Origin of the sequence: Spiribacter sp. SSL99, from assembly GCF_009805925.1 — a bacterium.
Classification (GTDB): domain Bacteria; phylum Pseudomonadota; class Gammaproteobacteria; order Nitrococcales; family Nitrococcaceae; genus Spiribacter; species Spiribacter roseus.
Window position 1 is genome coordinate 23,406 of sequence record NZ_MAOM01000017.1, and the last position, 12,644, is coordinate 36,049.

The 12,644-nt window shown below is 66.5% G+C and carries 11 protein-coding genes and 1 other RNA gene; 8 read left to right on the forward strand and 4 right to left on the reverse strand.

The annotated features are described in order from the left end of the window. Positions 1-19: 19 nt before the first annotated feature. Positions 20-1,627 carry a hypothetical protein gene (locus BA899_RS05815; protein ID WP_159300051.1) on the forward strand — a complete coding sequence of 536 codons (1,608 nt, stop codon included), beginning with the start codon at positions 20-22 and terminating at the stop codon, positions 1,625-1,627. Further along, positions 1,614-2,792: an FAD-dependent monooxygenase gene (locus tag BA899_RS05820; protein WP_159300052.1), complete on the forward strand. Its 1,179-nt coding sequence runs from the start codon at positions 1,614-1,616 to the stop codon at positions 2,790-2,792. Before BA899_RS05815 ends, BA899_RS05820 begins: the two co-directional genes overlap by 14 nt. Here BA899_RS05820 and chrA read toward each other — a convergent pair. Further along, positions 2,771-3,943, reverse strand: a complete 1,173-nt coding sequence (gene chrA, locus BA899_RS05825) for a chromate efflux transporter (RefSeq protein WP_159300053.1) — start codon at positions 3,941-3,943, stop codon at positions 2,771-2,773. The two genes, BA899_RS05820 and chrA, sit on opposite strands and share 22 nt — an antisense overlap. Before the next feature lie 61 nt (positions 3,944-4,004). Between chrA and ffs the strand changes: the two genes are divergently transcribed. From ffs to BA899_RS05855, 6 genes are all read left to right on the forward strand, one after another. Then, an RNA gene (gene ffs / locus BA899_RS05830) (signal recognition particle sRNA small type) lies at positions 4,005-4,101 on the forward strand. Positions 4,102-4,146: 45 nt separating this feature from the next. Continuing rightward, positions 4,147-5,757, forward strand: coding sequence for a DNA polymerase III subunit gamma/tau (gene dnaX, locus BA899_RS05835; RefSeq protein ID WP_159300054.1), 1,611 nt, complete (start codon positions 4,147-4,149; stop codon positions 5,755-5,757). Between the two features lie 3 nt (positions 5,758-5,760). After that, positions 5,761-6,081 (forward strand): YbaB/EbfC family nucleoid-associated protein, encoded by a 321-nt coding sequence (locus tag BA899_RS05840; RefSeq protein WP_069133948.1) that lies wholly within the window; start codon positions 5,761-5,763, stop codon positions 6,079-6,081. 13 nt (positions 6,082-6,094) lie between these two features. After that, positions 6,095-6,694, forward strand: a complete 600-nt coding sequence (gene recR, locus BA899_RS05845; protein WP_069133949.1) for a recombination mediator RecR — start codon at positions 6,095-6,097, stop codon at positions 6,692-6,694. Positions 6,695-6,810: 116 nt separating this feature from the next. After that, the gene (locus tag BA899_RS05850) at positions 6,811-7,230 is read left to right on the forward strand and encodes a universal stress protein (protein WP_159300055.1); all 420 of its coding nucleotides are present in this window, start codon (positions 6,811-6,813) and stop codon (positions 7,228-7,230) included. A gap of 38 nt (positions 7,231-7,268) precedes the next feature. Then, positions 7,269-8,921, forward strand: a complete 1,653-nt coding sequence (locus tag BA899_RS05855; protein WP_159300056.1) for a BCCT family transporter — start codon at positions 7,269-7,271, stop codon at positions 8,919-8,921. On the opposite strand, the gene BA899_RS05860 is transcribed toward BA899_RS05855, so the two are convergent. The 3 genes from BA899_RS05860 to cysB are packed head-to-tail and all read right to left on the reverse strand — an operon-like array spanning position 8,918 to position 12,555. Then, on the reverse strand, positions 8,918-9,631 hold the full coding sequence (locus BA899_RS05860) for a 3'-5' exonuclease (RefSeq protein WP_235013311.1): 714 nt from the start codon (positions 9,629-9,631) through the stop codon (positions 8,918-8,920). The two genes, BA899_RS05855 and BA899_RS05860, sit on opposite strands and share 4 nt — an antisense overlap. A 2-nt stretch (positions 9,632-9,633) precedes the next feature. Then, positions 9,634-11,553 carry a DUF294 nucleotidyltransferase-like domain-containing protein gene (locus BA899_RS05865; protein ID WP_159300057.1) on the reverse strand — a complete coding sequence of 640 codons (1,920 nt, stop codon included), beginning with the start codon at positions 11,551-11,553 and terminating at the stop codon, positions 9,634-9,636. 15 nt (positions 11,554-11,568) lie between these two features. Next, positions 11,569-12,555, reverse strand: coding sequence for an HTH-type transcriptional regulator CysB (gene cysB / locus BA899_RS05870; RefSeq protein ID WP_069133954.1), 987 nt, complete (start codon positions 12,553-12,555; stop codon positions 11,569-11,571). Between the last annotated feature and the right edge of the window lie 89 nt (positions 12,556-12,644).

Here is a 12,644-nt window from a genome sequence, read left to right on the forward strand (position 1 = left end):
GGATGGGACGGTGGCCCGGATGATGCGCCCGGTCGTGGCGGGGCTGCTCATCGCGCTGGGTATCAACCTGCTGCTGGTGGTGCCCGAGTGGTGGATGCCTTATACGCAGTTCCCATCGCCGTGGCTGGCGGCGGAGACCCTGATCGTGCTCGGCATCATCTGGAGCCTGCCGGTGGCGCTGGCACGCGGCGTTGCGCCCATGCTCAGCTCCGTGATTCTGGTGGCGGTGGCTCTTGCGCTGTCGGATCTGGGCACCGGCTGGGCGCTGGGCCGGCCCATGAATCTTCTCATCGATATCCCGCTCGCCACCTCGGTCGAGCACCTGCTGCGGGGTGCCATCGGTGCGCCGCTGGCCTGGCTGACATTGGTTCTGGCGGCGCTGGCCGTGGTGGGTGTATTTGCCCTGCTGGCGCGGATACTGCGACGCGGGATCCCACCGCGGGGCGCCTGGCGGCTGCGCACGGTGGGTTTGCTGGTATTGGTCGCCGGATTGCTGCTGCAGCACCACCGGGATATGCCGGCAATCGATCGCGCGGTGGATGCGCCGGCGGTCATCCGCTTCAACGACCAGACCCACCGGGTGCTGGAAACGGCCCGTGAGCGCCAGCGATTCGCTGATGCACTGCGGCGTACACCGGACCCGGTCGCTCCATCACTTGATCGACTGGCCGGACGCGATGTGATTCTTGGTTTCATCGAGTCCTACGGCACCGTCATGCTCGATGACCCGCGGTATCGCGCCACCGGGCGGGCGGCGCTCGAGCACTTCGGTGAGTCGCTGGACGCCGCCGGCCTTGCCGTGGTGACCGGGCGTTTCGAGTCGCCCGTACAGGGCGGGCAGTCGTGGCTCGCCCATGGCACCGTGCTGAGCGGGCATTGGATGAACAATCAGATCCGTTATGACCTGTTCCTGAATGCCGAGCGGCCATCGCTGATCGAGGATTTTGATCGCGCCGGTTATCAGACCGTGGCCCTGATGCCGGCCATCACCGATCCATGGCCCGCCGGCGGGCAATGGGGCTATGACCGCATCGACGATTATGCGCGCATCGACTACGCCGGCCCCCCGCTCAACTGGGTCACCATGCCGGATCAGTACACCTGGCATTACCTGCAGTCGGCGATCCGCGAGGCAACCCGCGAGCCGGTGTTTGCCGAGGTGGCGCTGATAAGCAGCCACGCGCCGTGGACGCCGATCCTGCCGATCCTCGACTGGGCGCGGATTGGCGACGGGGCCGTCTTTGAGCGCTGGGCCGATGCCGGGCCGCCCCCCGGCGAGGTCTGGAGCGAGGGGGCGCGCATCCGTGATCATTACCAGCGGGCGGTGGATTACGCCCTTCGCACCGCCGGCGAGTGGGCCGGACGGTCTCTGGGTGATGGGGTGCTGATCCTGCTGGGTGACCATCAGCCGGCGCCGCTGATCACGGGTGACTCCACCTCGCGCACGGTGCCGGTGCATGTGGTCGCCCGCGATCCGGCGCTGCTCGAGGGTTTCGAATCGCTGGGATTTCGCGCCGGTCTGGAGCCCGGCCCGTCGACGGCGGGAACGCTGGCGGATCTGCGCGCTAGAATACTCAGTGTGTTTTCCAACCCCGGACAAGGGAGTCGTTCCAATGAACAGCAATGATGTGCTGGTGGTCGGCGGTGGCATGGTCGGCGCCGCGGTTGCGGTGGATCTCGGCCGTCGTGGCATCCCGGTGCGGCTGCTCGAGGCCCGTCCGGCGACCCGGCCCACGGCCGATGAGCCGCCGCGGCTCCGGGTCTCGGCCCTCAACGGCCGGTCTATCGAGTATCTCCAGTCGCTGGGCGCCTGGCCGGCGCTGGACCAGGCGCGGGTGGCGACCTTTGATGAACTGGCGACCTGGGATATTTCGGCACCGGGACGGCTCGCATTCAGCGCCGATGAGCTGGGTCTGGATCGGTTGGGCGTGTTCGTTGAAAACGACCACCTGCAGGCGGCCCTGCTGGAGACCGCTGCCGGGCTCGAATCGGTGCGGCTGGATGTCCCGGCCCCGACGCTCGACGTACAGCCCGGCACCGATGGCCCGCGGTTAATCCTTGAGGGTGAAGGGGCGTTGACGCCGGCATTGACGGTGGCGGCGGACGGTGCCGGGTCGCGGTTACGGGATGCGGCGGGTATCGGCGTCTGGGAGGGCGATTATCACCAGCACGCCGTGGTCGCGACTGTGCAGCCAAACCCGCCGGCGGGCACCCGGACCTGGCAGCGCTTTACCCCGGATGGCCCGCAGGCACTGCTGCCGCTCGCCGGTGGCGCGGCGTCGCTGGTGTGGTATGTCTCGCCATCCAAGGCCCGCCTGCTCACCGCGATGAGCGAGGCCGATTTTGTGGATGCCGTGGAAAGCGCCTTCCCGACGGATCTGGGTTTGATCGACCAGGTCTACGGGCGGGGCAGTTTTCCGATCCGCCGGCTGCATGCACAGCGCTACTGGCGCGATCAGCTGGTGCTGGTCGGCGATGCGGCGCATGTGATTCATCCGCTGGCCGGTCAGGGCGTTAATATCGGGCTGCGCGATGCGCGGGCGCTCGCCGGGCAGATTGCCGAGTCGCTGCGCCGGGGGCTGCCGGCGGCGCACCCGGCCGGGCTGGCTGCCTACGAGCGCGGGCGGCGTCCCGATAATCAGCTGATGCAGTCGGCGATGAGCGCGTTTCATGTCGGTTTCACGGCGCCGCTCGGGCCGCTCGCGCCGGTGCGCGGACTGGGCCTGCAGATCGCGGGCCATGGTGGCTGGCTGAAGCGCCGGGTGCTGCGCTATGCCATGGAGGGCAGATAACCGAGGCCGGCGCCGGTCAGTGCACACCCCAGAACCACCGCCCAGGGTGGGGTGCGGGTCAGCGCCAGCGCCAGCAGCGCGACAAGCGCAATGCCGGCATCCGCCACTGAGCCGATGCCACTGGTGATGACCGGGTCCCAAAGCACCGCGGCCAGCAGCCCCACCACGGCGGCGTTGATGCCGGGCAGTGCGCGGCCGGTCGCCGGGTAGCGGCCGGCCGCCTGCCAGAATGGCAGAAGCCCCACCACCAGCAGCAGTCCGGGCGCAAAGAGCAGGACGGTGGCCAGCATCCCCGTCAGTAAGGGGGCCTGATCGGCGACTCCGGCGCCGACGAACCCGCCAAAGCTGAACAGTGGCCCGGGCAGGGCCTGGGCGGCGCCGTAGCCGGCGAGAAAGCGGTTGGCATCGATCAGGCCCGGCGCCACCAGCCCGCTCTCGAGCAATGGCAGCACCACATGGCCGCCGCCAAACACCAGGGCGCCACTTTGATAGAGCGCCGCCCATAACGGGGGAAGGCCGAACGGGCCGACGAGGGCGATCAGTCCCATGCCGAACAGCGCCAGGGCGGCGAGGGCCTGGCGGCGGGTGACGCGCGCGCCCAGATCGGCATGGGCGGATTTCGGGTACGGAAACAGGACCAGGCCCGCCAGGGCCCCGCCGATGATGACCACGAACGGGCCCAGCGCCGCCGGTGCCAGGCTGACCGCCAGGGCGCTCGCCGCGGCAATCCCGACGCGTGGCCAGTCCGGGCAGAGCTGTCGGGCCATGCCATAAAGGGCATGCGCGACCACCGCCACGGCGGCGAGTTTGAGCCCGGTCAGCCAGCCTGCGGAATCAAACGCGCCGAGGTGCTGCATGCCCATCCCCAGGCCGATCATGATCACCGCCGAGGGCAGGGTGAAACCCAGCCACGCCGCGAGTCCACCAGCAATACCGGCGCGCTCGACACCAATGGCGAAGCCGGTCTGGCTGCTGGTCGGGCCGGGCAGCATCTGACAGAGCGCGAGCAGCTGGCCGTAGGTGGCATCATCCAGCCAGCGCCGGTCGCGCACGAACCAGCGGTGGAAATAGCCGAGATGGGCGACCGGCCCGCCAAAGGCGATCAGCCCCAGGCGCAGGAAGGTGGCGAATATTTCGGTCAGCGGGGTCATGGCGCCGGTCCTTCTGGGTTCGCGCGGGCTGGGGCGGTTTGCTACCATACAATAGCGGTGGCGCTGGTCCCCTCGCGACGATAAACCGTCAACCCCGTCAGGCCCGGAAGGGAGCAGCGGCAGCGGTGGATTCGGGCGCCGGGGTGTGGCTGGCGTCCCCGCCTTTCTCTATTGTCCCCACTCGCCGATGCTATACTCGCAGTATGGGTTATCAGGTACTCGCGCGGAAGTGGCGCCCCCACCGCTTTGACGAAATGGTTGGCCAGGGCCACGTCCTGCGGGCACTCGCCAATGGCCTTGCCAGCGGACGTCTGCACCACGCCTACCTGTTCACCGGCACCCGGGGCGTGGGTAAGACCACGGTGGCGCGGATCCTCGCCAAGTGCCTCAACTGCGAGTCGAAGGGTGTCACCGATGTGCCCTGTGGCGCGTGTGCCGCCTGCGCGGAGATCGACGCCGGCCGTTTCGTGGATCTGATCGAGGTCGATGCCGCCTCCCGCACCAAGGTCGAGGACACCCGCGATCTGCTGGATAATGTCCAGTACGCCCCGACCCGTGGACGCTACAAGATCTACCTGATCGACGAAGTGCATATGCTGTCCACGCACAGCTTCAATGCGCTACTGAAAACCCTCGAAGAGCCCCCGGAGCACGTCAAGTTCCTGCTGGCCACCACCGACCCGCAACGACTGCCCGTCACGGTGCTGTCGCGGTGCCTGCAGTTCAACCTCAAGCCGCTGCTGCCGGACATGATCGCCGGCCAGCTGGAGACCATCGCCCGCCACGAGGGCATCGAGGTGGAAAAGCCGGCCATCGAGCGTCTCGCCCGCGCTGCCGATGGCAGCATGCGCGACGCCCTCAGTCTGGCCGATCAGGCCCTTGCATTCGGCAGCGGTCGGCTGGTCGACGCCGATGTACAGGACATGCTCGGCAGCATCGATCACGACTTTCTGCTCGAACTGCTCGAGCGGCTCGCCGACGGCGATGGCCCCGGCCTGCTGGATACCGTCGCGCGCATGGCAGAGACATCCCCGGATTTTGCCCAGGCGCTGGCTGAGTTGCTGGCCCTGTTGCACCAGCTGTCGCTGGCCCAGACCGTGCCGGCCGTTTTTGATGCCGAGACCACTGACGGGCAGCGCCTGGCCGCGCTGGCCCAGCGGCTGGACGCGGCGTGGGTGCAGCTGCTCTATCAGATCGTGCTGCATGGGCGCCGCGATCTGCCCCTTGCCCCGGATCCGCGCGCCGGCTTCGAGATGGTGCTGCTGCGGATGCTCGCCTTTGAGCCGGACCCCGGTGAGGGCGACACCCGCGGCCCCACCGCAGCGGCTCCGACGGCGCCGGCGGCGCCGGCTCCGGGGCCGGCCCCGGAATCGGCGCCGACCCCGGCCCCTGCCGCTGAGCCCGCTACCGAGCGCCAGACCCCCACCGGCAATGATGACTGGCATCGCCTGGCGGCGGCGCTGTCACTGAGCGGCATGGCGCAGGCGCTCGCCGATCACTGCGACTGGGTGGCGCGCGAGGGCGATCGGGTGACGCTGCAGATCGACGAGGGCCATCGGCATCTGGTCAACGACAACGTCACCGCGCGCCTTGCCGAGGCCCTGTCGCAGCACTTCAATGAGGCGCTGCGGGTGGACATCCGGGTGGGACCGGTCAACGCGGAGACCCCTGCCGCCGCCGCGGAGCGTGTGGCGAGCGATCGCCGCGACCGCGCGCGTGAGTCCATCGAGACCGACCCCAATATCGCGGCACTCAAAGCGACCTTTGATGCCGAAGTCATTAGCGAATCCATTCGTCCACGCGATCAGGAGTAATTCATGAAAGGCGGACTCGGCAACATGATGAAGCAGGCCCAGCGCATGCAGGAGGAAATGCAGAAAGCGCAGTCGGAGCTTGCCGAAATGGAAATCACCGGCCAGGCCGGTGGCGGTATGGTCAGCGTCGTCATGACGGGCCGTCATGAGGTGCGGCGCGTTTCCATCGACGAAAGCGTCTATGACGATCGCGAGATGGTCGAGGATCTGGTCGCCGCCGCCTTCAACGACGCGGCGCAGAAACTCGACCAGGAGACCCAGTCACGCATGGGTGGGCTGACCGAGGGGCTGAACCTGCCGCCGGGCATGAAGATGCCGTTCTAGGCCGGAGCAGCGCATGGCCTATTCCCCGGCGGTCCAAGAGCTCATGGAGGCACTTCGCTGCCTGCCGGGCGTCGGACCCAAGTCGGCACAGCGGATGACGTTCTCGTTGCTGCAGCATGACCGCAGTGCGGCCGGGCGCCTGGCACGGGCGCTGCAGACGGCGGCCGATTCGGTGGGCGAATGCCGGCTGTGCCGCAATCTGACGGAAGCCGATCTCTGCCCGCTGTGTGCCAGCGGACGCCGCGACCCGGGCCTGCTCTGCGTGGTCGAGAACCCCTCCGATGTGCAGGCGCTCGAGGATGCCACCGACTATGGGGGGCTGTACTTCGTCCTCAAGGGCCGGCTGTCGCCGCTGGATGGCATCGGCCCCGGCGAGCTGGGCCTTGAAAGCCTCGAAGCCCGTCTCGCCGCTGGCGAGGTGGGTGAGATCATTCTCGCGGTCAGTCCGACGGTCGAGGGCGAAGCCACGGCCCAATACATTGCCGGCATGGCGGCGGATGCCGGCGTGGACATCGCCCGGATTGCCCACGGTGTTCCCCTAGGCGGCGACCTCGATTATGTCGACGCCGGTACCCTGTCCCACGCCTTTGCCGGCCGCGCCCGATATCGTTGAGTTTTATTGACCCATGGGGTCAGAAATTCAGTAGCAACGGTTGACCCTCCCTCCCAAACTCCTCAACCTCTGGTCCGCTTTGGCGCGATTTCGTGCAGGATGCAAGGAGAAAGTGCATGTTCAAGAAAATCCTGGTCCCGGTGGACCTGGCGCACATCGAGGCGATCCAGCGTGCGCTGTCCACCAGCGCGGACCTTGCCCGCCACTACGGGGCGGAGGTCTGTTACATGGCGGTCACCACCTCCACGCCGGGGACGGTGGCCCGGACCCCCGAAGAGTACGAGTACAAGCTCGAAGCCTTTGCGAGCGGTCAGGAGGCGGTGCACGGGCAGAAAACCTCGTCGCGCTGCATCAACTCCCCCGACCCTACGGCCGATCTGGACGGGTTGATTCTCAAGTCCATTGAAGCGGTCGGCGCGGACCTGGTGGTCATGGCCACCCACCTGCCGAGGCACCTGGATGCCGTCATGCCATCCCACGGTGACCGAATCGCATCCCACACCGATGTGTCCGTCTTTCTGGTGCGCCCGGCCTGAGCCGATGTGCGCCCTCGACACCCATCAAGGAGAGAATCGTGAGTGACGAAAACCTCGATGAGCAGAAATCCACCGGCGTCCCGGCACCGGAAGGGCCTTCAGGCCTGATCGATACCGACTATGTCATCGGCCAGGACAACATCGCCGGCAACCGCTTCGGCCTCGAAGTCGATCTGCACGGCAAGGTCTTCACCTTCTCGGGACTGATCATCCTCGCCTTTGTCATCATTACGCTGGCGTTGCAGAACGAAGTGGGCCCGGTCTTTGAAACGACCCGCGTCTGGCTGACCCAGAACCTCGCCTGGTTCTTTCTTGGTGGCGCGAATATCTTTGTCCTGGTCGCCCTGGGGCTGATCTTTACGCCGCTGGCCAACGTCCGGCTGGGCGGTGCCCACGCGACACCCGATTTCAGCTATGCGGGCTGGTTCGCGATGCTGTTCGCCGCCGGCATGGGCATCGGGCTGATGTACTTCGGCGTCTCCGAGCCGCTCTCGCACTTCGGCACCTCCATGGGGGGCACCAGCATGGAAGGCGGCGTCCGCACCGACTGGGCCCCCCTGGGCGCGGCGGCTGGCGATCAGAACGCCGCCATTTCGCTGGGTATGGCGGCAACGATTTTCCACTGGGGGCTGCACCCCTGGGGTATCTACGCCGTGGTGGCGCTGGCGCTGGCACTGTTCTCGTTCAATAAGGGCCTGCCGCTGACCATGCGCTCGGTGTTCTACCCGATCCTTGGCGAGCGCGTCTGGGGCTGGCCGGGGCACGTGATCGACGTGATCGCCGTGTTCGCGACCCTGTTCGGACTGGCGACATCGCTGGGGCTGGGTGCCCAGCAGGCGACCGTCGGTCTGGGTTACCTGTTTGGCATTCCCTCCGGTGATACCACGATGGTGCTGCTGATCATCGGTATCACCATCATCGCCCTTGCCTCGGTGACGCTGGGCGTCGACAAGGGGGTGCAGCGGCTCTCGCAGCTCAACATGGGGCTTGCCGGCCTGCTGCTGCTGTTCGTGATCGTGGCGGGACCGACGCTGGCGATCGCCACCGGCTTTTTCGAGTATCTGTTCTCGTATGCCAAGAACGTCATCCCGCTTTCCAACCCCATTGGCCGCGAGGACACGAACTTCTCCCAGGGGTGGACGTCGTTCTACTGGGCCTGGTGGATTTCCTGGTCGCCGTTCGTCGGCATGTTCATCGCCCGGGTCAGCCGCGGCCGCACGGTGCGCGAATTCCTGATCGCGGTGCTGGTCATTCCCACGCTGATCTCGGTGCTATGGATGACGGCACTGGGTGGTACCGCCATTGACCAGGTGGTCAACAAGGGGCTGGAGAGCGTCTCCGAGGCGAGTGGCGATCTGCAGCTCTTTGAGATGCTCTCGAATCTGCCGCTAGGGCTAATCACCTCGAGCCTCGCCATCTTTCTGGTGATCGTCTTCTTCGTGACCTCGTCCGACTCGGGCTCGCTGGTCATTGACGCGATCACCGCCGGCGGCAAGGTCGACTCGCCCAAGCCACAGCGCATGTTCTGGGCGATCATCGAGGGCGCGATCGCCATCGCCCTGCTACTGGGTGGCGGGCTTTCAGCACTGCAGGCCATGGCCCTGTCGGCGGGCTTTCCGCTGACACTAGTGCTGCTGGTGGCCTGCTACTCCATCATCAGGGGACTGATGTCGGAGCCCCGCGCCGCCTAGACCCAGAGCTGGCCCACCGGGGTCGAGCGGCTGTAGTGGTGCTGGATCTGCGCCTGCAGCAGCTCGGCCGTCCCGATCGCATCCAGCACGGCCTGGTGCCCCTCGTAGGGGGGCAGGCCGTAACGGATGCGACTGTCATTGAGGCGGATTGATGCCGGCGACCGGCGCAGGAGCCGGCGCAGGCGAAGCCGCCAGCGACGTCGATGGCGTTTGGCCTCGATCTCCATGGTGTCGATGAGCGGAAACCGGAAGACGCTGCCGGTGCGCTCGCGCACGGCCCGATCCAGAAAGCGCCGCTCCACCGGATGGTAGTGCACCACCGGCAGGCGACCCTGCAGCTCGGCGAGGATCTCTGGCAGCACATCCGCCAGGTCCGGTGCCTGCTCCACCTCCGAGTGGGTGATGTGGTGATGGGCGACGGATTCGCCAGAAAAGCCCCGGGGCGGTCGCAGAATCCAGTGGCGGCGGCGGGCGACGGCGATGGCGTTCAGGGTAAACGGCACGACGCCGACGCTGAGGATGCCGTGCTGGCGCGGATCAAGGCCGCTGGTCTCGAGATCAATGGCGACCAGGGGCGTATCACCGATGGCGGCCTCCGGGTTGTCCGGGAACGCCGCATAGAAGTCGCGCAACGCCGGGGTATCGGCGCGCCGAGCCATCTCCTGCAGCCAGTCATGCCAGCGCGCGTGCGGGTCGGCTTTCAGCCGCACGCCTAGCGGCCACGCTTCTGCAGGCCGCCGGACGGCATCGGGTAGCGGAAACGCAGAAACTTCTGCGCGTCACTCAGGGCACGGAAGGCTTCCTTGATCTCGGCGCGCTGCTTGGCGGGCACGTTGCGGGGTTCGATGTTGTTATCCGGCTCACGCTCCTGCTCGATGTCGAGTACCTGATCGCGCAGGCGCGCGAGGCTCAGCACCTCGAGGGAGTAGCTCAGGCGATCGGCCACGCCGGGACCCAGCAGCGAGGTGGTCTTGATATCGGCAAGCCGCTCGAACGAGTTCTGTGCCTGCGACCCGCAGGCAAGGGCGTGAATGCGGATGAGATCGGTGAGCGGCGCGGTTCCGCGTCGCTTGACGTTGATCGAGTCGTTCTGTTGGCCGTCCTTTTCGGTCACGAATTCGCGGAAAAAACCGATCGGCGGCGTGCGGTTGAGGGCGTTGCGTGACATGGCCGCCAGAAAGGCGGGGCTGTCACCGGCCTCGGTGGCGATCAGTGTCTGCAGGGTCTCGATCAGGCGTTCCTCGCCGTAGAGGTTATCGAGGTCAAAAAAGATATTGCTGTGTAGCAGCCGCTCGGCATTGGGGGCCTGTATCCAGCTGCGGAAATAGCGCTGCCAGACCCATAGCGGCTGGCGCCAGCGCGGGTTGGTGGCCATGATGCCGCCCTTGCAGTAGGCATAGCCACAGGCATCCAATCCGTCGCTCACCCGCTGGGCGAGGGCGGCAAAGTAGTCATCGTGCTGCTGGGGATCAAAGCGGTCATCCAATACCAGCGCATTGTCCTGATCGGTCACCAGGGTCTGCTCATTGCGGGCCATTGAGCCCATACCCATGAAGGCGTACGGGACCGGTGGCGGTCCGAGCTCGGCTTCGGCCAGCTCCAGGAGGCGGCGGACGAAACTCCGGCCGATGGATGACAGGGCCGTGCCCACGGTGCGTGAGTCGGCGCCCACGCGAATCAGGCGAACCGCTGCATTGCGGACCTCGGGCAATAATCGGGCAAGTCCCTCGGGATGGCGCTGACTGAAGATGCTCTCAATCAGATAGAGGCTGCTCTGCGTTTCATAACGCACGACGTCCTCGAGCCGGATCACACCAATCGGGCGGCGCCGATGCATCACCGCCAGGTGATGGACGTTATGCCGAAGCATGGCGAGCATGGCCTCCTGCATGGTTTCGTCCGACTGCACCGCCACGAGCTGCTCATTGACGATTTCACCGACCGGAGTGTCCACCGGGCGGCCTTCGGCGACGAGGCGGGCGCGGAAATCGGCATCGGTGAGAATGCCCTTGACCTGCCAGAGCGCCCCGTCGGCATCCGCGTAGGTATAGCGCGGGTCATCGCCCTGGGGTTCGACCACCAGCAGCGCCGCCGATGGCTCATCGGCCAGCTGGCGGGCCACGTCGCGGGCGCTTGCGTCGCTCTCGGCGATCAGCGGCTGGCGTGTGACCAGCTTGCGGATCCGCGTGGCCATCCGGTCATTGTTCCGGGTCTGGCTATCAACGCTGGTCCCGGTCCGCGGCCGGCCCAGTTCGATGAAGTCGGCAAAATCGCCGTCGGTTTCGTAGAGCGCATCAAAACGATCGGCATCGATGGCATAGATCAGCGTGTCTTCGATGGCGATTGCGGGGTACTGGGCGCGTCGGCCCCGCAGCAGGCCGTAGTGGCCGAACAGACTGCCTTCGCCGAGGCGATCGAACAGGTCGCCGCTGCGCCGGTAGACTTCAACCGCGCCGCTGCGGACATAAAAAAGCGCGGCGATGGGTTGGCCCGAGGCCAGGATCTGCGAGCCCGCCCGGTAGTAACTGATCTCGACATGACTGGCGATGTCGTCGAGCTGATCATCGGTCAGGCCGTCAAATGGCGGGTGTTCGCCCAGGTGACGGCGAATGTCGAGCAGTTCCGGATCCATGCCAATGCCTCCCGATCAGTCTCCGGTCGACTCGAGAACCGGCTCGAGCAGCCGCTCGATGGCCTCGCGCTGTTCGGGCGTGCGTGCCTCGATGGCCTGTTGCACCACCGCCGGGGTGAGGTGCGGGGCGAATGTCTCGATGAACGCGAACATGTAGGCGCGCATGTAGGCACTGCGCCGAAAGCCGATCCGCGTGGTGCTTGCCTCGAACAGGTGACTCGCGTCCAGCGCGACCAGGCCTTCATCGCGCTGCGGGTCGAATGCCATGCTGGCCATGATGCCAACCCCGAGGCCGAGTTGGACATAGGTCTTGATCACTTCCGAGTCGGTGGCGGTGAAGACCACCTCCGGCGTGAGGCCGCGGGCGGAGAAGGCTGCATCCAGTCTTGATCGACCGGTAAACCCGAAGACGTAGGTGACGATGGGATGCTCGGCGATGGCCTCGAGGGTCAGGGGCTCGCAGGCGCAGAGCGGATGGCCCTGCGGCACGACGATGCTGCGGTTCCAGCGATAGCAGGGCAGCATCACCAGATCCTCGTAGAGTTCGAGCGCCTCCGTGGCGATGGCGAAGTCGACCTCGCCGGCGGTGGCCATCTCGGCGATCTGCGTGGGTGTGCCCTGATGGAAGTGCAGGCTGACGGCGGGGTAGTGGGCGCGGAAGGCCTGCACTGCCGGGGGCAGCGCGTGACGGGCCTGGGTATGGGTGGTCGCGATGCTGAGGCTGCCACTCTGGTCGTCGGCAAACTCCGCAGCAATGGACTGAATGCCACGGGTCTCCGCCAGTGTGCGCTCCGCGGCGGCCAGAATCTGATGGCCGGGGCGGGTGAGGCCGGTGAAGTGCTTACCGCTACGCTCGAAGATCGGAACGCCGAGTTCCTCCTCGAGCATGCGGATCTGTTTGCTGACCCCGGGCTGCGAGGTGTAGAGCGCATCCGCTGCGGCGGAGACATTCAGGCCGCGGCGCACGACTTCGACGATATAGCGGAGCTGGGTGAGTTTCATGGGCGATAGTCACCAAAGGTATGACGGATGCCCATGATAGACCAAATGGCAATAAAAAACCCCGCCCGATCAGACATCGGACGGGGTCG